Annotated in this window: 25 protein-coding genes; 20 read left to right on the forward strand and 5 right to left on the reverse strand. The window is 72.0% G+C overall.

Going from position 1 to position 22026, the window contains the following annotated elements; all coding sequences use genetic code 11:
- The first annotated feature begins 21 nt into the window (after window positions 1–21).
- The 10 genes from AB0L65_RS22575 (at window position 22) to AB0L65_RS22620 (ending at window position 10549) form a co-directional block, all read left to right on the forward strand.
- The gene (locus AB0L65_RS22575; protein ID WP_364248402.1) at window positions 22–1770 is read left to right on the forward strand and encodes a ferritin-like domain-containing protein; all 1749 of its coding nucleotides are present in this window, start codon (window positions 22–24) and stop codon (window positions 1768–1770) included.
- The gene (locus AB0L65_RS22580; RefSeq protein WP_364248404.1) at window positions 1767–2000 is read left to right on the forward strand and encodes an alpha/beta fold hydrolase; all 234 of its coding nucleotides are present in this window, start codon (window positions 1767–1769) and stop codon (window positions 1998–2000) included. The genes AB0L65_RS22575 and AB0L65_RS22580 overlap by 4 nt, the downstream gene beginning before the upstream one ends.
- A 59-nt stretch (window positions 2001–2059) precedes the next feature.
- Window positions 2060–2962, forward strand: a complete 903-nt coding sequence (locus AB0L65_RS22585; RefSeq protein WP_364248406.1) for an RNA polymerase sigma-70 factor — start codon at window positions 2060–2062, stop codon at window positions 2960–2962.
- A gap of 169 nt (window positions 2963–3131) precedes the next feature.
- A complete protein-coding gene (locus AB0L65_RS22590; protein ID WP_364248408.1) occupies window positions 3132–3824 on the forward strand; it encodes a hypothetical protein in 693 nt (230 codons plus the stop codon).
- 50 nt (window positions 3825–3874) lie between these two features.
- Window positions 3875–4363 carry an Ohr family peroxiredoxin gene (locus AB0L65_RS22595; protein ID WP_364248410.1) on the forward strand — a complete coding sequence of 163 codons (489 nt, stop codon included), beginning with the start codon at window positions 3875–3877 and terminating at the stop codon, window positions 4361–4363.
- A gap of 237 nt (window positions 4364–4600) precedes the next feature.
- Window positions 4601–5683 carry a ribosome small subunit-dependent GTPase A gene (gene rsgA / locus AB0L65_RS22600; RefSeq protein WP_364248412.1) on the forward strand — a complete coding sequence of 361 codons (1083 nt, stop codon included), beginning with the start codon at window positions 4601–4603 and terminating at the stop codon, window positions 5681–5683.
- A gap of 49 nt (window positions 5684–5732) precedes the next feature.
- Window positions 5733–6869, forward strand: coding sequence for a bifunctional class I SAM-dependent methyltransferase/N-acetyltransferase (locus AB0L65_RS22605; protein ID WP_364248414.1), 1137 nt, complete (start codon window positions 5733–5735; stop codon window positions 6867–6869).
- Window positions 6870–6993: 124 nt separating this feature from the next.
- Window positions 6994–7980 (forward strand): NAD-dependent epimerase/dehydratase family protein, encoded by a 987-nt coding sequence (locus AB0L65_RS22610; RefSeq protein ID WP_364248416.1) that lies wholly within the window; start codon window positions 6994–6996, stop codon window positions 7978–7980.
- A 119-nt stretch (window positions 7981–8099) separates the two neighbouring features.
- Complete coding sequence (locus AB0L65_RS22615; protein ID WP_364248418.1) at window positions 8100–9515, forward strand: MFS transporter; 1416 nt, start codon at window positions 8100–8102, stop codon at window positions 9513–9515.
- A gap of 125 nt (window positions 9516–9640) precedes the next feature.
- Window positions 9641–10549, forward strand: a complete 909-nt coding sequence (locus tag AB0L65_RS22620) for a MerR family transcriptional regulator (RefSeq protein WP_364248420.1) — start codon at window positions 9641–9643, stop codon at window positions 10547–10549.
- A 66-nt stretch (window positions 10550–10615) separates the two neighbouring features.
- On the opposite strand, the gene AB0L65_RS22625 is transcribed toward AB0L65_RS22620, so the two are convergent.
- Window positions 10616–11410, reverse strand: coding sequence for an LLM class flavin-dependent oxidoreductase (locus AB0L65_RS22625; RefSeq protein ID WP_364248422.1), 795 nt, complete (start codon window positions 11408–11410; stop codon window positions 10616–10618).
- Window positions 11411–11469: 59 nt separating this feature from the next.
- On the opposite strand from AB0L65_RS22625, the gene AB0L65_RS22630 reads away from it, so the two are divergent.
- From AB0L65_RS22630 to AB0L65_RS22660, 7 genes are all read left to right on the forward strand, one after another.
- Window positions 11470–11667, forward strand: coding sequence for a hypothetical protein (locus AB0L65_RS22630; protein WP_364248424.1), 198 nt, complete (start codon window positions 11470–11472; stop codon window positions 11665–11667).
- Between the two features lie 11 nt (window positions 11668–11678).
- Window positions 11679–12689: a histidine kinase gene (locus tag AB0L65_RS22635; protein ID WP_364248426.1), complete on the forward strand. Its 1011-nt coding sequence runs from the start codon at window positions 11679–11681 to the stop codon at window positions 12687–12689.
- Window positions 12668–13279 (forward strand): response regulator transcription factor, encoded by a 612-nt coding sequence (locus AB0L65_RS22640; RefSeq protein ID WP_364248428.1) that lies wholly within the window; start codon window positions 12668–12670, stop codon window positions 13277–13279. Before AB0L65_RS22635 ends, AB0L65_RS22640 begins: the two co-directional genes overlap by 22 nt.
- Window positions 13280–13506: 227 nt before the next feature.
- On the forward strand, window positions 13507–14169 hold the full coding sequence (locus tag AB0L65_RS22645) for a DUF4097 family beta strand repeat-containing protein (RefSeq protein WP_364248430.1): 663 nt from the start codon (window positions 13507–13509) through the stop codon (window positions 14167–14169).
- 122 nt (window positions 14170–14291) lie between these two features.
- Complete coding sequence (locus tag AB0L65_RS22650; RefSeq protein WP_364248432.1) at window positions 14292–14510, forward strand: PLD nuclease N-terminal domain-containing protein; 219 nt, start codon at window positions 14292–14294, stop codon at window positions 14508–14510.
- On the forward strand, window positions 14507–15400 hold the full coding sequence (locus AB0L65_RS22655; protein WP_364248434.1) for an ABC transporter ATP-binding protein: 894 nt from the start codon (window positions 14507–14509) through the stop codon (window positions 15398–15400). The genes AB0L65_RS22650 and AB0L65_RS22655 overlap by 4 nt, the downstream gene beginning before the upstream one ends.
- Window positions 15400–16155, forward strand: a complete 756-nt coding sequence (locus tag AB0L65_RS22660; protein ID WP_364248436.1) for a hypothetical protein — start codon at window positions 15400–15402, stop codon at window positions 16153–16155. The genes AB0L65_RS22655 and AB0L65_RS22660 overlap by 1 nt, the downstream gene beginning before the upstream one ends.
- A 187-nt stretch (window positions 16156–16342) precedes the next feature.
- On the opposite strand, the gene AB0L65_RS22665 is transcribed toward AB0L65_RS22660, so the two are convergent.
- On the reverse strand, window positions 16343–16711 hold the full coding sequence (locus tag AB0L65_RS22665) for a hypothetical protein (RefSeq protein WP_364248438.1): 369 nt from the start codon (window positions 16709–16711) through the stop codon (window positions 16343–16345).
- A gap of 153 nt (window positions 16712–16864) precedes the next feature.
- On the opposite strand from AB0L65_RS22665, the gene AB0L65_RS22670 reads away from it, so the two are divergent.
- The 3 genes from AB0L65_RS22670 to AB0L65_RS22680 all read left to right on the forward strand — a co-directional run bounded on the left by AB0L65_RS22670 (window position 16865) and on the right by AB0L65_RS22680 (window position 18870).
- Window positions 16865–17266 carry a hypothetical protein gene (locus AB0L65_RS22670; RefSeq protein ID WP_364248440.1) on the forward strand — a complete coding sequence of 134 codons (402 nt, stop codon included), beginning with the start codon at window positions 16865–16867 and terminating at the stop codon, window positions 17264–17266.
- Window positions 17267–17542: 276 nt separating this feature from the next.
- On the forward strand, window positions 17543–18091 hold the full coding sequence (locus AB0L65_RS22675; protein WP_364248442.1) for a YciI family protein: 549 nt from the start codon (window positions 17543–17545) through the stop codon (window positions 18089–18091).
- Window positions 18092–18120: 29 nt separating this feature from the next.
- The gene (locus AB0L65_RS22680) at window positions 18121–18870 is read left to right on the forward strand and encodes a hypothetical protein (protein WP_364248444.1); all 750 of its coding nucleotides are present in this window, start codon (window positions 18121–18123) and stop codon (window positions 18868–18870) included.
- Between the two features lie 27 nt (window positions 18871–18897).
- On the opposite strand, the gene AB0L65_RS22685 is transcribed toward AB0L65_RS22680, so the two are convergent.
- From AB0L65_RS22685 to AB0L65_RS22695, 3 genes are all read right to left on the reverse strand, one after another.
- Entirely contained in the window at window positions 18898–19287 is a 390-nt protein-coding gene (locus AB0L65_RS22685; RefSeq protein WP_364248446.1) for a cupin, read from the reverse strand.
- 38 nt (window positions 19288–19325) lie between these two features.
- Complete coding sequence (locus AB0L65_RS22690; RefSeq protein WP_364248448.1) at window positions 19326–20798, reverse strand: MFS transporter; 1473 nt, start codon at window positions 20796–20798, stop codon at window positions 19326–19328.
- A 471-nt stretch (window positions 20799–21269) separates the two neighbouring features.
- The gene (locus tag AB0L65_RS22695; protein ID WP_364248450.1) at window positions 21270–21992 is read right to left on the reverse strand and encodes a DUF6082 family protein; all 723 of its coding nucleotides are present in this window, start codon (window positions 21990–21992) and stop codon (window positions 21270–21272) included.
- Window positions 21993–22026 lie beyond the last annotated feature (34 nt).

The following is a 22026-nucleotide window of genomic DNA, read 5'->3' on the forward strand; positions in this document are numbered from 1 at the left end:
GGCAACCGAGACAGGACATTGATGAAGATCGACACCCTCGACAGCCTGCGCGAGCACCTGCAGTGGGCGATCGAGCTGGAACACGCGACCCTGCCGCCGTACCTGTGCGCGCTGTACTCGCTCGACCCGGAGCGTAACCCCGAAGCCGTCGAGGTCGTGGGCAGCGTCTTCGTCGAGGAGATGCTGCACCTGGCGCTGGCCGCCAACCTGCTCAACGCCGTAGGCGGCCGGCCGCGACTGGACACGCCGGGGATGCTGCCGCCGCACCCCCGTCCCCTGCCCCACGGCTCGCTGGAACTGTCCCTGGTGCCTTTCGGACCGGAAGCCCTCGAGATGTTCCTGCGGATCGAACAGCCGGCACCGCCCGGCGCCCCGGCCGAAGCCGACGGCTACGAGACGATCGGCCAGTTCTACGCCGCCATCGAAGAAGGCCTGCGCCACCTGTGCGAACGGCTCGGCGAGCAGGCGGTCTTCACCGGCGACCCGGACCGCCAGGTGAGCGCCGACCACTTCCGCCACACCGCCGGGAACCTGGTCCAGGTCGGTGATCTCACCTCGGCGCTGGCGGCGCTGGAGGAGATCGTCGAGCAGGGCGAGGGCACCGCCCGCGGCGGCGTCTGGGACGGCGACCAGGACGTCTTCCACCCCGAACGCCAAGAAGTCGGACACTACTACCGCTTCCAGGAGCTCAGACTCGGCCGCCGCTACCAGCGGGGCGACACCCCCCAGTCCGGGCCCACCGGCGAGACGATCTCGGTGGACCCGACCGGCGTACGTCCGATGCGCCACAATCCGCGGCTGTCCGACCACGAGCCGGGCAGCGCGATCAGGACCGCGCAGGAAGAGTTCAACCACACCTACTGCGCGGTCCTGCACCTGCTTGAACGGGCGTTCAACGGCAGCCCGAAGCTGCTCGGGGCCGCCACCGGCACCATGTACGCGCTCAAGGACCAGGCCCGGGCCCTGATGGGAATGTCCGACGGAGACGGCACCACGGCCGGCCCGACCTTCGAGTACGTGCCGCCCGAGGCGCGCCGGTGGAGCGTCGGCGACCGGCAGCGGATCGTCGTGCTGCGCGACGGCCCGTACGTCGTGTACGGCGGCGTCCCCCTCAGACGCAAACGCAAGATCGTCTCTGCCGAGAACAACGACGCGCTGACCTGGAAGACCGGCGAGCCCCTGGAGGCCGAGGACACCTACGCGCTGTGCCGCTGCGGCCACTCGTCGTCGAAGCCGTTCTGCGACGGGACCCACGTCGTGATCGGGTTCGACGGCTCGGAGAGCGCGGGCATGCGGCCGTACAAGGAGCTGCAGCACGTGCACGACGGGGTGGGCATCTCGGCCCAGCGGGTGGGGGAGCTGTGCGTTCACGCCGCCTTCTGCATCGGGCGCAGCAGGCCGATCGCCGCGATGCTCGCCGACACCGGCGACAGCGACGTGCGCTCCACCGTCATGGGCCGCATCGACCACTGCCCCTCCGGCTCCTACAGCTACGCCCTGGAGCGCGGCGGCGAGACGATCGAGCCGGACCTGCCACAGGCGATCTCGGTCCTGGAGGAAGAGGACGGGCTGGCGAGCGCGCTGTGGGTCACCGGCAAGGTGCCGGTCGTGCGGTCGGACGGCCGGCCGCTGGAGGCCCGCAACCGGATGACGCTGTGCCGCTGCGGCCATTCCGGCAACAAGCCGTTGTGCGACGGCACCCACCGGGAGATCGGCTTCCGCGAGGAACCCGAGCCCACCGAAGTTAACGCAGGGAAGGCACACTCATGAGCGAGCAGCCCGTCATCGTCCTGGTCGGTCACTCCTACGGCGGCATGGTGATCACGGAGGCGGCGGCCGGCCACCCGGCCGTGCGGGCCCTGGTCTACGTGGCCGCGGACAAGTTCCACCACCAGTTCTGCGCCGACGTGGACGCCGGGGCCTCGCACGCGATCGCGGCGCCCCAGCCTGACGCCGTGACCGCCGCCGTGCTCGACGCCGTCGGCCACGTACGGGGCTGAACGGGGCTCGCCCGGCCGGGGGACGGATCGATGTGGAGAGCTGAAGGCGTGGGGGAATCATGCATGTGGGATCACTGAAACAGGCAAACGCACTCGAACGGGCCGCGTCCGCCTTCGTCGAGCTGCGCCCGCGGCTGTTCGGCATCGCTTATCGGATGCTCGGCAGCGCGGTGGAAGCCGAGGACGTCCTTCAGGAAGTCTGGTTGCGCTGGCAGAACACCGACCGCTCGACCGTCGAGAACCCTTCGGCCTTCCTGGCGTTGATCACGACCCGCCTGGCCATCAACGTCGCCCAGTCCGCCCGTTCGCGGCGCGAGGCCTACATCGGGCCCTGGCTCCCCGAACCGGTGGACACCAGCATGGACCCGACGCTGGGCGCCGAACGGGGTGAAGCGCTCGAACTCGCCTTCCTGCTGCTGCTCGAGAGGCTCACCCCCACCGAGAGGGCCGCGTACGTGCTGCGTGAGGCCTTCGTCTATCCCTATCCGCAGATTGCGGAGATCCTGCAGGTCAGCACGGTCAACGCGCGCCAGCTCGTGAGCCGCGCCCGTAAACGGCTGACCGCCGCACGGCGCGAGCCCATCGACAAGACGGAGCATCGGCGCCTCCTGGCGGTCTTCCTCGACGCCGCCCAGACGGGGAACATCGCCGCCCTCGAAGACCTCTTCGCCGAGGACGTCGTCAGCTCCTCCGACGGCAACGGCATCCGAGGGGCGGCGCGCTTCCCCCTGCTGGGCAGCGCGCGCGTGGCGAAGTTCCTGGCCGCGTACGCGCCGCGGTTCTGGCCGGGCGCCAAGCTGACCTGGGTCGAGGTGAACGGGCGCGCGGGTGTGCTCGTCCCCCGCAACCGGACCGAGGTCACCCTGCTCACCATCGAGGCCTCGCCGGAGGGCATCCACCACGTCATGTGGATCGTCAACCCGGCCAAACTCGGCGCGTACGACCGCTCACGAGGGAGTTAGACGGTTCGGCTTGTGTGGGGTGTCACAACTTGAGCGGCTGTCCTGTCTTAACTGCCGACTCCGAAAGAACAGAGGACATCGTGCGGACGACCTCGTTGCCCGGCGGCCACGCCGGCACCTCCACAGCATGGAAACAGGCCTGCTCTCCTGGCCGTGAGGGTGGCCGGACATGACCGACGTGAGCGCCGGGACGCTGGCGGAGATGCTCGACGAGCGGCAGCACCTGCTCGAGATCGCCTTGTGGATGTTCGGCTCGGAGAGCACGGCCGACCGGATCGTCCAGGAGACCTATCGCCGCTGGTACGCCCTCGACGACGAGGAACGCGCCGGCATCGTGGTGCCGCGCGCGTGGCTGACGCGGGTCGCCGGAGGCATCTGCCTGGAACTGCTCGCCGCCCCCGGCCCCCTGCCCGTACCGGGCTCGGCCGGAGCCCCGGCGCCCCGCCCCCGGCCCGCCATGCTGCCGGCACACCAGCAGGCCAGGCCGGACCAGGGGATGCTCGTCCGGCACGACCGGGTCGCGCGCCGCTTCGCCGCGGCCTGCGACCTGGGGGACGCGGCAGCGCTGCGGGCGGTCCTGGCCGCGGACGCGATCGTCGTCAGCGACGGTGGCGGCAAACTGCGCGCCCCCGTACGCCCCACCTACGGCGCGGACGCGGTCGCCCGGTTCGTCACGTCCTTGCTGGCCGGCCGGCCCGGCACCGAGGTGGCCGTCGAGTCCGTGAACGGCCGGACGGGCCTGGTGCTGCGCCAGGCGGGCCGGGCCGTGGCCGTGGTCGGCGTGAGCGTCGCCGAAGCCGAGATCACCGCGGTGTGGATCGTCCTGAACCCCGACAAGTTGCAGCACTGGCACCGCCCATGACCAGCGTGCCCTCACCCCAGGCGCCTCATGCGCCGCTGAAAGGCGGACCGGTGAACGAATCGATGCTGTCCACGGAGCACGACTACAGCGGCTCCACGTTCAAACCCCTCTATGTCACGCGCGTCGCCGTCAGCGGCGGCAGCTCCTCCCACGGCCGCGCCACCGGCCGGGCCCGCTCCGCCGACGGCACCCTCGACCTGCAGCTGCGGATGCCCGAGGAGCTCGGCGGCGACAACCCCGGCCCGAACCCCGAGCAGCTCTTCGCCGCGGGATACGCCGCCTGCTTCCACGGCGCCCTCAGTCTGCTGGCCCGCCGGCACCTCCTCGACCCCGCGTCCATCACCGTGGAGGCGAGCGTGGCCTTCGGCCGCGATCCGGCCGACGGCGGCTACCGGCTGAGCGCCGACCTCGTCGTGACCTGGCCCGGAGCCGACCCCGACCAGGTCACCCCGCTGCTCGCCCAGGCCACCGCGCTGTGCCCGTACGCCAAGATGACCCGCCAGGGCATCCCCGCCACCATCAACCTCGCCACCCCCTGATCTTTGCGGGGGGCCGCTCATGCTGCTATCTTGTCCAGCGCAAGACACGTTCGTGACAACAGGAACTCTTCGAGGGGGGTGAGGTTAAATGACCGTCGTGGTGATGGCTGCCATCTGCGGCACTCGGTCCATCCTCACGTCCCCGGGCCTTGGCTGACCTTTCGAGGCGCCTTTCCTGGCACGGATGCGGCATGTCCCATCCGCCAAGGCCCCTTTTCTGCAAAGGGTTCCATTCCGTTGTCATTCGAGCATTCCTTTGACGATGGCCTGTCCGCGTACGGCTGGGACGCAGGGCTCGAACAGTCCTTCGCCTCCTACCGCTCCGCGAGGCTCATTCCCGCCCGCGTGGTCGGCGTCGATCGCGGCGCCTGCGACGTCATCACCGAAACCGGCCCGCTCCGGGCCCGCCTTTCGCTCCCGGCGGTGGCGGATCCGGTCGAGTCCCCGTGCACGGGCGACTGGGCGGCGCTGCGGCCCGGCCCCACGCCCGAGCTGGTCGCGCTGCTGCCGCGGCGCGGCGTCATCGTCCGGTCGTCGGCGTCGCGTACCTCCTACGGCCAGGCCCTGGCCGCCAACGTCGACACGGCGGTCGTGGCCGTCTCCCTCGGCGGCCCGCTGAATCCGAGCCGGATCGAGCGGCTGCTGGCGCTGGCGTGGGAGAGCGGCGCCCAGCCCGTGATCGTCCTGACCAAGGCCGACCAGTCGGCCGATCCCGGCCAGGCGGTGACCGCCATCACCGAGCTCGCCCCGGGTGTGGAGATCATCGCCACCAGCGCCGCCACCGGCCAGGGCATGGACGCGCTCACCGCGGCGCTCACCGGCACCGTGGTCCTGCTCGGCCCGTCCGGAGCGGGCAAGTCCACCCTGGGCAACGCGCTGCTGGGCACCGAGGTCCTGGAGACCGGCGACGTACGCGCGCAGGACGGCAAGGGCCGCCACACCACGGTCCGCCGCAGTCTGGTCCCGCTTCCCGGCGGCGGCGTGCTGATCGACACTCCCGGTCTGCGCGGCGTCGGCCTCCTGGACGCCGACGAGGGCCTGCAGCAGGTCTTCGCCGACATCGAGGAGTTCGCCGAGCAGTGTCGCTTCGGCGACTGCGAGCACGACTCCGAGCCCGGCTGCGCGGTCCAGGCGGCCATCGCCTCAGGTGATCTGAGCGAACGCCGCCTCGACAGCTACCGCAAGCTCCAGCGCGAGAACGCCTGGGCCAGCTCCCGCAGCGACGCGCGCCTGCGCGCCCAGCACGACGATCGCAAGAAGGCGATCACCCGCTCGCTGCGTGAGACCTACGCCTTCCGGGACCGGCAGCGCCGGTCGTGACCAGGTCGCGGCCCGCGACCTCTCTTCTACTCAAGGAACATCTGGCACAGTGCCCGATTTCATCGATGACGCGATCATCAACGCGTTCTATGACCTGCACCGCGACCTGCCCCGCCAGGGGCCCGGCTCGGATGCCACCACGCAGCGGCTGCTGACCCTGGCCGGCCCGCTGCCCGACCGGCCCAGGACGCTGGATCTGGGCTGCGGCCCAGGCCGCGCCGCACTGCTGCTGGCCGACGTGGCCGGCGCGGAGGTCACCGCGGTCGACACCCATCAGCCCTATCTCGACCAGCTCCGGCGGTCCGCCATCCAGCGGCGGCTGGAGCATGCCATCCGACCGGTGAACGTGTCCATGGCCGAACTGCCCTACCCCGATCACAGCTTCGACCTGATCTGGGCCGAGGGCTCGGTGTATCACCTCGGGTTCGACCACGCGCTGCGTAGCTGGCGGCGCCTGCTGGCCCCCGGCGGCGTCCTGGTGGTCACCGAATGCGAATGGACCACCCCCGACCCCGCCCCGGACCTGCGCGCCTACTGGGATCAGAGCTACCCGCTGCGCAGCACCGAGCAGAACCTCGCCGCCGCGAAGGCCGCCGACTACGCCTACACCGGCTACGTCCTGCGTACCGCCCCCACCAGCCCCACGACCCCTCCCATGACGAGAGACGAGAACACCATGTTGCACACCTGGATCACCCGCGCCGAGACCCCGCAGGACATCCCCGCGATCCGCACGGTCGCCCTCGGCGCCTTCCCCACGCCGCTGGAGGCCGACCTCATCGAGGCGCTGCGCGTCGATGAGGCCTGGTCGCCCGAGCTGTCCATCGTCGCCCAGGCCCCCGACGGCACCGTGGCCGGCTACGCGCTGCTCACCCGCTGCCACGTCGACGCCGCTCCGGCCCTGGCGCTGGGCCCGTGCGCGGTCCTGCCGGAGTACCAGAAGACCGGCGCCGGCTCGGCCGCCGTCCGCGCCGGTCTCCAGGCCGCACGCGACAAGGGCGAGAACCTCGTCCTCGTGCTCGGCCACCCCGAGTACTACCCGCGCTTCGGCTTCACCCCGGCCTCGGCGTACGGGATCCGCCCCTCCTTCGAGGTGCCCGACGAGGCGATGATGGCACTCGTCTTCGACGACACCATCGCGGTGCCCAGCGGCACCATCGTCTACCCCGCGCCCTTCGGCGTCTGACGCTCAACAGGCCCGCCCGGGACGAACCGCGTCCCGGGCAGGCCCCGCTCCGCTCTCGGCGAATCCGGTGCGCTGTCAGTGAACCCGGCTGGGTGCTCGGCGTTCGCGGTGATTGGGTGTCGGGATGGAGATCTTGGTTTTGGGGGGAACGGCCTGGCTGGGCCGGGAGCTGTCGCGGCAGGCGATCGAGCGCGGCCATCAGGTGACGTGCCTGGCGCGCGGCGAGAGCGGCCAGGTGGCGGACGGAGCGAGGCTGGTGGCCGCCGACCGGCGCGATCCTTCGGCGTACGAGCCGCTGCTCGACCGGGAATGGGACGCCGTCATCGAGGTGTCATGGCAGCCGGGCTTCGTCCGCGAGGCCCTGCACGCGCTGGGCGGCCGCACCCGGCACTGGGCCTACGTCTCCTCCGTCAGCGCCTACGCCTCCCATGCCGCACCGGACGCCGACGAGTCCACGGCCCTGCTCCCCGCGACCGATCGCGACGAGGTCGAGCGCGACCTGTACGGCGAGGCGAAGGCCACCTGCGAGCTGGCGTCCACGGCCGCCGTGGGCGAGCGCCTGCTCATCGCCCGCGCCGGCCTCATCGGCGGCCCGGGCGATCACAGCGGACGCACCGGCTACTGGGCGGCCCGTGCCGCCCGCGACCCGCAGGGGCCGATGCTGGTGCCCGACGCGCCACACCTGCCGACCCAGGCGATCGACGTACGAGACCTGGCCGCCTGGCTGCTGGACGCCGGCGAGAAGGGCGTCGCCGGCACCTTCGACGCCGTCGGGCCGGTCGTTTCGTTCGGGGAATGGATCGAGTTGTCCCGAGCCGCCGGCGGGCACACCGGCCCGGTGGTCACCGCCGAGTCGGCATGGCTGCTGGCCAACGGCGTGACCGAGTGGATGGGGCCCGAGTCGCTGCCGATGTGGCTGGTCGAGCCGGGTTGGGAAGGGTTCGCGTCCCGGACCGGGGCCGCGGCGCATGCCGCGGGGCTGCGCCATCGGCCCCGGGCGGAAATGCTGGCCGACACGCTGGAATGGGAGCGCGAGCAGGGGCTGGAGCGCGTCCGGCGCGCCGGCCTCAGCGGCCGGCGCGAGCGCGAACTGCTCGACGCCCTCGGCTGACGGCCCGCGCGGGCCGGGGTTCCACCGCGGGTTGAAACTCTCCCGCAGCCCGGCCCAGCGCCGTCGCCCGGCAGGCGGCGCAAACTCTCCGGAACCGGTTCAACGACAGCCTTGAAGCCATGAGTGCTGACGACTACGACCCGATATCCGGGCAAACCCACGCCGAGGCGGGGCTGCCGGGTCCGATGATCGTGCTGGCCGGCGGGGTGCTCGTCGGTGCGATCAACATCTACCTCGCGGCGAGCCTGCTGCCGACCGCGGTGGCCGACCTCGGCGGGGCGGGCTTCTACGCCTGGAACATGACCATCTACCTCGTCGCCATGGTGATCGCGACGATGCTCGCCGGCCGGTTCCTGTCCCGGTGGGGGAACGTCGGCGCGTACCTGCTGGGCTTCGCCGTCTTCACGGCGGGTTCGCTGGCCTGCGCGCTGAGCCCGGCGATGGCGGTGCTGCTGGCCTCGCGCGGCGTCCAGGGGTTCGGGGCGGGGCTGCTGTCGGGGCTGGGGTTCGCCGTCATCCGGTCGGCGCTGCCGCCCCGGCTCTGGACGCGCGGCACCGCGCTGATGTCGGCGATGTACGGCGTCGGCAACTTCGCCGGTCCGGCGCTGGGCGGCCTGTTCGCCCAGCTGGGCTCGTGGCGGCTGGCGTTCGCGGTGATGGCGGTGGTCTCGGCGGTGTGCGGCGCGCTCGTGCCCCGCGTGCTGCCGGGCGGCCTGTCGCACGACCGGGACCTGCGCCCGCCGGTTCCGGTCGTGTCCCTGCTGCTGGTCACGGCGGCCGCCGGGGCCGTGAGCGTGGCGGGGGTGCTGGCGGGCACGCCGGCGAAGGCGGCCGGCATCGGGGCGGCGGTGCTGCTGGTGGCCGGGTTCGTCGTCCATGAGCGGGGCAGTGAGCTGCGGGTCTTCCCGCAGGCGACGTACCGGAGCGATTCGTCGTTGAAGTGGGTCTATCTGACGCTGGGGCTGCTGGCCTGCGGGGTCGCGGCCGAGTCGTTCCTGCCGCTGTTCGGTCAGCGGCTGGCCGGGCTGGCGCCGCTGGTGGCGGGGTTCTTCGCCGCGGCGATCTCGTTGGGCTGGTCGCTCACCCAGATCGGCAGCTCGTCGGTGACGGGCGGGCGCGCGGTGCGCCGGCTGCGCGTGCTCGGCCCGGTGCTGCTGGCCGCGGGCCTGCTCGTCCAGGGGCTGCTGCAGCGCGAGGAGACGCCGCTGTGGCTGGTGGCGGTGTGGGTGCCGGTGCTGTTCGTGGCCGGGGCGGGCATCGGGCTGGCCTATCCGCACCTGTCGGTGGCCGCGATGTCCAGTACGCGGGATCCGGAGGAGGGCAGGCGGGCGGCCGCGGGGATCGCCACGGTGACGAGTCTGTCGATCGCGTTCGGCACGGCGGTGGCGGGAGTCCTGGTCAACCTGGGCGGCGGGTCGATGCTCGACTCGGCGCGGTACGTGTTGTTCGGGCTCGCGCTCCTGTGCGCACTCGGCGCCCTGACCGCACACGCGGCGAACCGGACGGACCGCGCGCTCGCCGCCGATCGCGATTGACGCTGCCGTGGGCGGCGTTCTTACCCGATGACATCCGTAGCGCTTCTCCTCCGGGCCGCGTCCGCGGCGAGAATCTCCGACAAATCGCTTGAGGTTCCACCGGGTGGAAGGTGCAGATTCGAGCCATGAACGACGCGACGGGTCTTTACACGATCGGGCAGCTGGCCCGGCGTACGGGGTTGCAGGCGCGCACGATCCGCTTCTGGTCCGATTGCGGCGTCGTCCCCCCGGTCCAGAGGTCGGGGGGCGGCTACCGGCTCTATGACGCGGAGGCGGTCGCGCGGCTGGACCTGGTCCGGACGCTTCGCGATCTCGGGCTCGGTCTCGACGCCGTCCAGCAGGTGCTGGAGCAGCGGGCCACGCTGAGTGAGGTGGCGGACCTGCACGTCAAAGCGCTCGACGCCGAGATCCGCACCCTGAAGGTACGCCGGTCCGTCCTGCGCGTGCTAGCCAACCGTGACAGCTCTACCAAGGAGATCGCATTGATCAACGCGCTGGCCCGGCTGTCGGCACGGGAACGTCAGCAGATCCTCGACGATTTCGTCGACCGCGCGTTCGCCGGCGTCGTCGACGAGGATGCCGCGCTGGTCGCGGGCTGGATGCGCGACCTGCCGCCGGACCTCCCCGAGGACCCCACCTCCGAACAGATCAACGCGTGGGTGGAACTGGCCGAACTGGTGGGCGACGACGGCTTCCGGCAGACGGTCCGAGGAATGGTTCTCAGCGGCGAGGACGACAACCGCCTGGAGTACGGCCTCAGCCTCCGGCCCTCGGTCCTGGAGCACGCGGGCGCCGCTCTGTCGCGCGGCATCGCACCGGAATCGGCCGGGGCGCGACCGATCCTGAAGCGGATCGTCCCCGACGACCTTCCCGCCGAGGAGACCGCCGCCCTGATCATGTGGCTGGACATGGTCGCCGAGCCCCGAGTGGAGCGGTACTGGCAGCTCCTGAGCATCCTCAAGGGCCAGAAGCCGTCCCCACCGGCGGTACCGGCCTTCGCATGGGTGCTGGCCGCGCTGCGCGCACACCGCTGATCCGTCCGGCACCTCCTTTCGCCGCATCCATAAGGGTCCCGACCGCTCCGCTACCGGGACCTCCGTTCACAGCAGCAGCGCGGCGAGATCTTCCCATTGACGCAGTGGCGGCCGGTCCGGTGTGGCCGTGAGCACGTGCAGGCTGACGTGGTCCGCGCCGGCCTCGAGGTGCTCGCCGACGTGGCGGGCGACGTCCTCGGCGCCGCCGGTCGCCACCAGCCCCTCGTCCAGTGACTCGGGGTCGTCGAAGCCCAGATCGCGCAGCGGCGTGAGCGGGTTGGGCAGGGCGGCGGCCGCGTGGGGACGAGACGGGTCGAGGACGGCGAGCTGGGTGACCGCGAGCAGCGCCCGCAGCCCGAGCAGGCCGCGGGCGTGGCGGGTGTGCGCGACCGGCATGCCCAGCGGGTGGGTGCCCGCGGCCCGTTCGGCGGCGAGCTTGAGCATCTTCGGGCCCAGCGCGGCCAGGACCCTGGGCCCCGCCGGGCCGAACGGGGCGGCGTCCATCGCGTCCAGGTAGGCACGCATGGTCGCGACCGGCGAGCCGAAGCGGTGGCCGCGTACATCGGTGACCAGGGCGGGGTGGCCGACGCCGAGGCCGAGCAGGAACCGCCCGGGGAACGCCTCGGCGAGGGTCCGCTGCGCGGCCTCGGTGGTGACGGCGTCGCGGGCGGAGATGCCGGCGGCGCCGGTGGCGACGACGGTCCGCCGGGTGAGCGACAGCAGCAGAGCCGCCTGTGCCATGGCCTCGCGGCCGGTCGTCTCGGGGAACCACAGCGCCGGGTATCCGAGGTCCTCGACGGCCGCGGCCGTCTCGCGCAGGACGGGGGCCGGGTAGGCCTGCCGGTAAGGATCGCGCCACACGGCCCAAACGAGCGGCGTCGCCGCGGAGCGAAATCCGGCGTTAGTGACTCTGAGCAACCATGGGCGCGGGGTTGCTTGACCTCCCCGCCAGCGCGCTCAGCGACCCCGAGCCCGCCCCGGCCCGCCCTGCCGGACGCACCAGGCGCGACTGGGCGGCCGATGTGGCGTTGTTCCTGCTGGCCATCGGCCTTACGGCGCTCAGCGTGGTGGAAGGCCTCGGCCAACATCCCGCGCCGGTGCCGCCCTCGGCGGGCTGAGTTGCCTGGGGGTGTGGCTGCGCCGGCGCTGGCCAGTCGGCTTCACGGCGGTCGCGGTGGCGTTCAGCGTCTATTCGATGTCGGCCGCGGGGGTGGCGCTGATCGCGCTGTTCACCGTCGCGGCGCACCGGCGCGCGGCGGTGGCCGGCCCGATCGTGGCCGGGTGCGTGCTGGTGCCGTTCCTGACGCCGCTGGTCCGGCCGGACGTCCCGGTGCCACCCTGGTGGGAGGTCCTGCTGGGCTTCGCCTGCATCGCCGCGGTGCTCGCCTGGGGGATGTTCGTACGAGCCCGGCGGCAGTCCCTGCGCGAACGGGCCCGGCGGGTCGAATCCGAGCGGGAACTGCGCCTCGCCCAGGTCCGCCAGTCCGAACGCGACCGGATCGCCCGGGAGATGCACGATGTGCTCGCCCACCGCCTGTCCCTGCTCAGCCTGCACGCCGGGGCGCTGGAGCTTCGTCCCGACGCCGCGCCCGAGGAGGTCGCCCGGGCCGTCGGGGTGATCCGCGACAGCGCGTACCGGGCGCTGGAGGATCTGCGCGAGGTCATCGGCATGCTCCGCGTCGGCCTCGACCGGTCCGATGAGGGGCCGGAGCGGCCCCAGCCCACCCTGGCTGATCTTCCCGACCTGGTCGATGAGTCACGGCGCGCGGGCATGCGGGTGCTGCTCGACTGCCGGGTGGGGGAACCGGCGGCCGCGCCCGCGGCGATCGGGCGCGGCGCGTACCGGATCGTGCAGGAAGGGCTGACCAATGCCCGCAAGCACGGCCGCGACGGCCAGGTGTCGGTGGCCGCCGGCGGGGCGGCGGGGGAGGGGCTGACGGTCGAGGTGCGCAACCCGATCGGCGCCACCGCCGTCGCCGGGATCCCGATCGGCGCCACCGCCGTCGCCGGGATCCCGGGCGGCGGCAGTGGCCTGATCGGCCTGGCCGAGCGGGCCGGCCTGGCCGGTGGACGGCTGGAATACGGCCCGACCGCCGCGGGTGAGTTCCGGCTGTGGGCATGGCTGCCGTGGCCGAGGTGAAGGCCGCGATCCGGGTTCTCATCGTGGATGACGACCCGCTGGTACGGGCCGGCCTGGCGATGATCATCGGTGGTTCGCCCGAGCTGAGCGTGGTGGGCGAGGCGGCCTGCGGAGCCGAGGTGCCCGCCGCGGTGGAGGCCTGCGCCCCGGACGTGGTGCTGATGGACATCCGCATGCCCGTGCTGGACGGCCTGGCCGCCACCGAGCTGCTGCGTGCCCGGCCCGACCCGCCCGAGGTCGTCGTGCTGACGACCTTCGACGCCGACGAGTACGTGCTGCGCGCCCTGCGTGCCGGGGTCGGCGGCTTCCTGCTCAAGCACACGCCGCCCGCCGAGATCCTGCGCGCGATCGTACGGGTGTCGGCCGGGGAGCCCATCTTGTCGCCGACGGTGACCCGCCAGTTGATCGCCCACGTCGCCGACACCGGCGCCGCCGCCCGGCGGCAGCACGCCGTACGCGTGCTGAGCCTGCTCAGCGAACGGGAACGGGAGGTGGCCGTCGCCGTGGGCCGGGGCGGCACCTGGATGCCGGACGTCTCGCCTCCTGGGCGCGTTCTGGGCCCTACGGCCGGGATGGCGACGCGGTTGTGACCTGTCATCGCGGGCTCCTCACGCACATGCGATCAATGTTCGATTGAGGGCGTTTCGGAACAGGGCGGCCACCGGGCATTTGGCGGATGTGTCGTGCCATGGCGTGATGTCAGTGGCGGCGTCAGGGCGGTGACGGCGCGGTATCAGAGGGGTCGGCGATCGTAGCGGTCATGAACGGTTCGGCCGCGAGCCGGACCACCACCTGAATCGCCCTAAGGGAGCATGTCATGCAGAAGTTCGCCACCTCCGCCCCGATCTCCGCTGTTCTGGACATCCCGGCCGGCAGCGTCCGTTTCGTCGCCGCCGACCGGGCGGACACCACGGTCGAGGTCCGGCCCGCGAACGCGTCGAGGAGCCGCGACGTGAAGGCGGCCGAGCAGACCACGGTCGCCTACGCCGACGGGGTGCTGCGGATCGAGACGCCGGTGAAGAACCAGTACCTCGGCCCGACCGGCTCCCTGGAGGTGACGGTCCACCTGCCCGCCGGCTCTCGTGTCGAGGCCAAGGCGGCCAGTGCCGAGCTCCAGACCACCGGCCGGCTCGGCGAGGTCGTCTTCGACGGCGCCTACAGCCGGATCACGCTGGAGGACGTCGCGGGTCTGCGGCTCACCGCGGCCGACGGTGACGTGGAGGTCGGCCGGTTGGGCGGCCCCGCCGAGATCAGCACCGCCCGCGGGGACATCCGGATCGCCGAGGCCACCGGCGGCAAGGTCCTGCTCCGCACCCAGTCCGGCGACATCTCGATCACCGCCGCCGCGGGCGTCTCGGCCGCGCTGGACGCCGGCACCACCCACGGCCGGATCACCAACGCCCTCAAGAACGACGGCGACACCGTCCTGGACATCCACGCCACCACCTCCAACGGCGACATCACCGCTCGCAGCCTGTGACCTGAAAGCGCAGCTCAGGAGGCCCTACGGGGCCTCCTTTGCATTTCAGGGGCGCGTAGCCACGTTATGGTGCTAATTGTACTATCACTATGTCGCACAAGGCTCACGCAGAAGGAAGCCCGATGAAGACGTACCTCATTGATCCGTCCACCTTCCCCTGGGGCGCGCTGATACCGGTCCTGGCGATCGAGCTGGCGCTCGACGCGTACGTCATCGTGGACGCGATCCGCCACCCGCGGGTGCGGAACCTGCCACGGTGGGCCTGGGTGCTGCTGACGCTGTTCGCCAACCCGTTCGGCGCGATCGCCTACATCCTGGCGGGGCGGAGCCACGACCGGTGAGCGGCGACCTCGCGATCGTCACCGAAGGGCTGGTCAAGGACTACGGCGACGGCGCCGGCCTGCACGGCGTGGACCTGGCCGTGCCGCGCGGAGGCGTGTACGGGCTGGTCGGCCCGAACGGCGCGGGCAAGACGACCCTGCTGTCCATCCTGGCGGGCCTGCGCCGGGCCGACTCCGGGCGGGCGGACATCTCCGTGGACGGTCCGGTCGCGATCTGCCCGGACGCCCCCGAGTTCGAGCCCTGGCTGACCGGGGAGGAGGTCGTGCGGCAGTCCCGCGGGCTGGCCCGGCGTCACGGCCCGGAATCGGCCGCCGAACTCCTGGCCATGGTGGGACTCGCGGACCAGGCCCGGCGGCGAGTCGGCGGCTTCTCCCGAGGCCAGACCCAGCGCCTGGGCATCGCGGTGGCGCTGGCGATCGACCCACCGCTGCTCATTCTGGACGAACCCGCCAGCGCGCTGGACCCCGCAGGGCGGGCCGAGCAACTGGAGCTCATCTCCCATATCGGCACAACGCGCACCGTCCTGTTCTCCAGCCACATCCTCGACGACGTGCAGCGGGTCGCCGACACGGTCGCCGTGCTGCACCGAGGGAGGCTGCTGTTCCAGGGGCCCGTCGGCGCGCTGGTCGACCGGTTCGTCCGGCCGCTCTGGGAGATCAGGGTGCGGGGCGACGCCGACGCGCTCGCCGCGCAGCTGCGTTCCCAGCCCTGGGTCACCGACGCCACCGCCGGCGCGGGGTCGGTCAAGCTGACCGCGACCAGCACCGAGGCGGCCGAACGGGAACTCGCCGCCGCGCTCGCCGCCGCCCAGGTCCGCCTGATCAGCCTCACCCCGCTGGACGCGGATCTGGAGTCCGCCTTTCTCACCCTCACCAAGGAGCGTGTGTGATGCCCCTGAGCACCTGGTGGGCCGAATGCCTGCGGCTGACCCGCACCGGGCGGCTGATCGTCCTGGTCGGCACATTCGTGTTCTTCGGGATCACCGGCCCTGCGGTGACCCGGTACATGGGCGAGATCCTGGCCACCGCGGCCGACTCGCGCATGCGGATCATCATGACGCCGCCCACGCCCGCCGACGGCATCATCAGCTACACCAGCAACGCCACCCAGCTGGGCATGATCGCGGCGGTCATCGTCACCGCGCTCGCCTGCGCGATCGACGCGAAACCCGCCCTGGCCGTCTACTACCGCAGTCGCGCCCGCTTCGCCGACCTGCTCCTGCCCCGGGTCACGGTCATCGCCGCCGGTGTCATCGCCGCCTACCTGTGCGGCATGCTCGCCGCCTGGGCCGAGACCGTCTCGCTCATCGGCGCGCCGAGCCTGCCCGGCCTGCTCCAGGCCGCCGCCCTGCAGTCGCTCTACCTCGTCTTCGCCGTGTGCGTGACCGCTCTAGCGGCCACCCTCGTCCGCGGGGTGCTCGGCACGGTGGGCACCACCCTGATCGTCCTGCTGCTCGCCCCGATCCTGCGGAACTTTCCCGCCATCGCCGACTGGACGCCGCCCACGCTGGTCGCCCCGCCCGCGGCGCTCATCGTGCAGAACGGGGCCGCCGACCATCCCCGGGCCGTCGCCGTGACCCTGGCGTTGTGCTGCGTCACGCTGGTGCTGGCCCTGCTGCGCGGCTCCCGGGCGGTCGCGCGATGAACGGCCGGGTCAGGAACCGTAGACGGTGTCCAGCAGTGCGGGAGATGTGACGCCGAACCGGCCGTCATCGCGAAGGTCGCCGCCTACGCCTCCTGACCCACAGGCCTCGCGCAGGGCCCCGGCCACGCCAGCCCCGGCGAGACCGGGAATCGGCCCGCGCTCCCCGTCTTATCGGTGAGTGGGGGCTTCAGCGAGCCATCGTGCTGCCCACCAGGGCCACCGCGCCGTAGCCAAGGGTGCCGCTGAGTGTGAAGATCCCGGCGATCTGCCCGAGCTCGCCGAGACCGAAGAACGGAGCCACGGGCACCAGCACCACGCACAAGGCCACAGCGGCGATCGGGCCGGCCATCGCCACGAGCCACCAGCGCGGCAGCGGGGTCAGCCAGGACAGACCGGCGCCCAGCGGGAAGGAGACCAGCACGCTCAAGGTGAGGGCGGGGTTTCCAGGGTTCTCCTCGTCGCCCACGAACGCGCCGATGAAGACAGCGGACGCGACCAACCCCACCCCAAGACCGACCAGCGCCGCCCTGGCCGCGATGTAGACGATCTTCTTCATCGGCCCAGTCAAGCACATGGCCTCAAAGACAACAGCAAGACCGAAATAGGCACGCAAAGCCGTCGTTCCCGAGCTTCGTATGCAGCCGACAGCACCCCGCTCACGGAGCCCTCACGGCTGGCATGATCACTTCCGCCGGCCCGGGGCGGCCCCGTGGCCGCCGCGGATCCGTCCGACGGGGTGGAGCGAAAGCTCCTCGCCCTCGACCCCGATCTCCTGCCCCTCGCCTACACGCTCGGCGCGAAAAGCCCATCGTGGGAGAACAAGGAGGTGCTCTGCTACCGGTTGTCCGAGCTCGCCGCAGGCCGGCCGACGGTCTTCAGGCTGCGGGAGAAGACCACCCGCCGCGACAAGGTGAAGCGGCGGGGCGACTCCCTGCTGGCGGTGCTGGAGGACCTTCACCTCGAAGAACTGCGCGAGACGGAGCGCGAGATGGACGACTGGGACCGTGGCGGTGAGGAGGAGCTCCTGCAGGCGGCGCGGGAACTGGTCGAGCGGGTCGAGGAACTGCGGCGCGAGGTCACAGCGCGTGAGGCGCCGCGGCCCCACCGGTGAAGGCGCCGCCGCCGTCACCAGGGTGAACAACGCTGACCGGTGCGGGCGGCAGCACTGGTCCAGCGGCGGCAGGTAGTTGTCGCCGTGACGGACCGAGACAGCCGCGTGTGCCACTGATGGTGGTGCGCCACGCGCCCAAGCGTTGCGGCCGGAGGACGTCACGCGAGAGCGGCGGGTCGCCGTCAACGAGATGCCGGTCCGCGCCGGCGACCGAACCTGGTAGCCGCGCCTGCCGGAATGGAGCCACCGGCGCGGTCCGTGGTAGGCACTCTTGGCATGGAATTCTTCTGTTATCACCGTGACCGGTCTGACACCGCGGCGCTGCGCGTCGAGCTGGTGGAAGAGCATTGGTCCTATATGGACGGGTACGCGGCGGAGATGATCGCCCGTGGCCCGACCTTCGGCCGCGGCAGCGAGCGGGCCACCGGCAGCGTGCACATCGTCGACCTGCCGGATCCGGCCACCGCGCGGGCGTTCGCGTTCGATGAGCCCAACTACCAGGCCGGTGTGTACCGGGATGTGATGTTGCGGCGATGGCGGAACGTGCTGGGCCGCACCATGTGGGATTTCCCCGGCGGCAGGGAGGGCGGCAACCGGTATCTGGTGCTGGGCCTCGGTTCCGGTCAGGCGGCCGACCTCGTCCCGCCGGCCGACCGGGACGAGCTGATCGCGTACGGGCCGCTGCTGTCCGACGACGGCGCCACCTGGCTGGGTACGGCGCTGCTGGTCCGCGCGCCGGACCCGGACGCGGCCCGCGCCCTCCTGACCCAGGACCGCTACGCCGACATCGAGGTGCACGACTGGGAGTTCGGCGGGCGGCGGTGATGAGCACGTGATCGTTTTAGGGTGGCGTCATGCTCGTACTGGGGACCGAGGTGCCGGACGACCTGCTCCAACGGTGGCTCGGGTGGTTCGCGCCGCCGGTGCAGCCCTTCGTGATCCCGTCCGATCTCGCCGGCTCCCTCGATCTCGAGGATGACCGGGGCCGGCTCACGCCCGAGGTCAGGGACACCTTCTACCTCTACGGTCTGGGTTCGTCGGCGCTCGTGTGGCTGACCGAGGCCGGCGCGCGCCGGCTGCCGGCCTCGGTCAGGCGCAGCCAGCCCGCGCCGCACCGCTGGCCCGGCTCGATCGCCGGGCGTGAGGTCGAGACGGTCGTCGCGTACGTCGAGAAGGGGCGCCGCCCCAGCCGCCACGGCGACGTCGCCCCCGCCACATGGGACGCCATCGCCTCCACGCTGCCCGGAGCGCGGCACCTCGCCGGGACCTTCCCCACCCGGAGCGGCCCGAACTGCTTCGGCACGGTGATGGCGGCCTGCGGCGCCGAGGGCGCGGAAGAGAAGTGGATGCTCCGCGAGCCGTTCGAGGACTGGCTCGCGGAGCACACCGCGAAGGGAGGGTACGACGACGAGCCGGGGACCGTCCTGGTCTGGCGGAGTGCCGACGGAGCCGCGCAGCACGCCGCGGTCACCCTCGGGGACGGCTGGGCACTTCACAAACCCTCGCAGGGCTGGATGAGCCCGACGAAGGTCCTCGCCGTGGGAGACCTGAAGCACAGCGCCCGAGCCAGAGGCCAGCGCCTGCACCGGCGCCGCCTTCGGTGACTTCGCCACCCCGGCGATGATGCGGGCCTAGGCTTCGGTGCGCTTCTCCAGCCGGCTGCCCCGCGGCAGGGTGACGGCCATGATGTTGCTGGGGATGTCCAGCTCGATGCGGTGCCATCGCCCGCGCGGGACGATGGCGGCGGTCCCGGCTGTCAGCCTGATCTCCTCCTCCTGCTGCCCCGGCCGCTCCGGCCGCAGATAGAGGCGGATCTTCCCGACAAGGCACGACACCACCTCCTCGGCCTCGGGATGCACCTCCCAGTGATCGGCGTGGACGTCGGCGCCGGTCTTGGCGTGGAAGGCCGTCAGCTGCCAGCCGTCCTGGTCGGCGTCCATCATCGCCTTCCCGGCGTGGATCTTGCCGCCCTGGCGCAGGTGAACGGAGGACGCGAAGAGATCGATCGGGTTCACAGACATGCCGAGACGCCCCTTTTCTGCGGTGGGTGGATCGCCGGTCAATCCCGGACGGAGAGCGAAACGCGGTCATCGGGCCGCTCGGCCCGTGCGGGCGGGCCGGTCCGGCGCAGGACCGTGAGGGCGATGAGAACGGCGCCGAGCAGGAGGACGGCGCCGAGGCTCAGGCCGAGCGCGTAACCGTCGTTGAGGGACCCGGGCGTGACGGCCCGGCCGGTGCGGTTGTGCGCGACGGTGCCGAGGGCGGCCAGCCCGAGTGAGGCGCCGATCTGACGTGAGCTGTTGAGCAGGCCTGAGGCGGTGCCGCTCTCGTGGGCCGCGACGCCGACGGTCGCGGTGGAGACGACCGGTCCGAGGCAGAGCCCGAAGCCGACGCTGGCGACGATCGAGGGCCCCAGAACGTCCGTGACGAAGGCGCCGTCCGGGCTGATCAGGCCGAACCAGGCGAACCCGGCCGCCGTCAGCAGCCCGCCGATGACCAGAAGCGTACGCGGCGCGAGCCGATAACCGAGTTTGACGGCCAGTACGGACCCGGCGACCACGCCGAGCGCGAACGGCAGGAACTCGACCCCGGTCAGGGCCGGCCCCGTCCCGAGCACGCGTTGCAGGTACAGGGACGCGAAGTAGAAGGCCGCGGCCATGGCCGCGCCGACCAGGAGGTTGTAGGCGTTCGCGCCAGCGACCGAGCGGTTGGTGAACAGGCCGAGCCGGATCAGCGGTTCGCGGGCCGTGGTCCGCTCGACGAGGATGAACGCGGCCAGCAGCGCGGCGGCGACCGCCAACGTCGCCACGGTGACCGGCGACGTCCACGCGTACCGGTCGGTGCGGACGATGCCGAACACCAGCAGCATCATGCCCGCCGTGGCCAGGACCGCGCCGAGCGCATCCGGACGGGCGGCGCGCACCGCAGGCGGCCCGGCGGTCACGGCCCGCCAGGTCAGCGCCAGCGCGCAGGCGGCCATGGGCACGCTCACGAACATCACCCAGCGCCAGCCGGCGTACTCGGTGAGCAGGCCGCCGATCAGGACGCCGAGCGCGCCCCCGGCGGCGTTCGTCGCGCTCCAGATCCCGAAGGCGCGCACGCGTTCCTTGCCCGCGGGGAACGTCGTGGTCAGCAGCGCCAGCGCGGCCGGCGCCAGGGCGGCGGCCCCGATGCCCTGCGCGGCCCGGGCGGCGACCAGCTGACCGGGTTCCTGGGCGAAGCCGCCGGCGAGCGAGGCCAGGCCGAACAGGGCGAGCCCGAGGAGCAGGACCGGCTTGCGGCCGTAGCGGTCGGCGGCCTTGCCGCCCAGCAGGAGCAGCCCGCCGAAGGTGAGCGCGTAGGCGTGGATCACCCAGGTCAGGCCCACCGCGCTGAATCCGAGGCCGGCGGCGATCTGCGGAAGCCCGACGTTCACGACCGACAGATCCAGCGACACCATGAACTGCACGACGGCCACCGCGGCGAGGGTGAGCCCCGGCCGGGCATCCGGCTCGGCGAGCGCGCTTCGGCCTGCTGATTGTCTACTGGTCAACGCGGCTCAGTCCTTTGAGCCGGAGGGGGTCGTCGCGGTTCGGACCCGGTTGCGCGGCGGCGATGCGGGCGGGGAGCCCGGTGGATGTATGGGCTGGGGCTGTCATGACCGCAATCGTCGTTCAACTGCTGCTCGGGGGCGTCCTGCAAGCGAAGTCATCTGCCGCTACCGCCCCGGGACCAGCGACCGACCGGACTACACCGCCGGGAGTAGTCGCCGCCACAGCACCGCCGGGCGCGCGCTGGACTCCTGGGGGACGCGCTGTACCGATGATCGCCCACCGCTGCAGGCGATCTACGACGCCGACCGGATCACGGCGCCGCCACCGACTCACCGCAGTGGCTCGGCGGACTCGGCCCGTCGTACCCCCTGCACTCGCAGGCCTTCTGAGCAGGCCTGCCTCGGTTCGACCCGGGAGAGAACGTCTTCACCTCGGGTGCGGGACCGGCCCGCGCGAGCGGCTGCCCATGGTCAGCCTTGTCTGCCGCGCCTCTTGCCGAGGAGTACCCCGACCCCGACTGCGACGACGGCCGCAACCCCGCCCACCACGAGCTCCCGCGGCAGCCCGCCACGGGACACCCGCGAGCGTTCCGCCACCGCCTCACCCGCCTGGACGGCCCTCTGATACTCCTCCTCGACGATCTCGTTGAACCGGCGGTCGTGACGGTTGCGCTCGCTCGCCCGGAACCAGGCCTGGTTATGCTCCCAATGATCCCGGCCCATCCGCGACCTGAACCTGGCGGCCATCGCCATCCGCAACTCGGCTGTCGGCAACTCCTTGAGCGCGTGGAACGACCGGTAGAGCCCGAGTTGCATGTTGACAAACGCCCACCGCCGCATCTCTTCGGATGCCTCGGCCGTCCCGTCCCACTCCGCGCCCTCCATCTGCAGGAGAGACGGGTCTTCTATCGTGAAACGCATCATCTCCATATGGAGCATCCGCACGGCGGTCTCCGATGAGATGCGTGCCGTCCGCGCCTGAAAGGCCACCGATACGGCCAGCACCAAGAGTGACACCGCGGTGAGCAGCGCAACGACGGAGCCATAGGCGTCACCGACGTCGGCGAGCGAGGCCCAGTCAACCCCCGTCGCACCAGCGAGCCGGCCGAGCGCGAACGGCGACGCCAGGAGCACCACCAGGACCGCGAGCCCCGCCGCCACCCCACCAGCCCACTTCACGACAGCCCTTGCCATAGCCCCCTCCTGAAGGGTGTGCGCACCCTCGGTC

The organism is Nonomuraea sp. NPDC052116 (assembly GCF_040680035.1).
Taxonomy (GTDB): Bacteria; Actinomycetota; Actinomycetes; order Streptosporangiales; family Streptosporangiaceae; genus Nonomuraea; species Nonomuraea angiospora_A.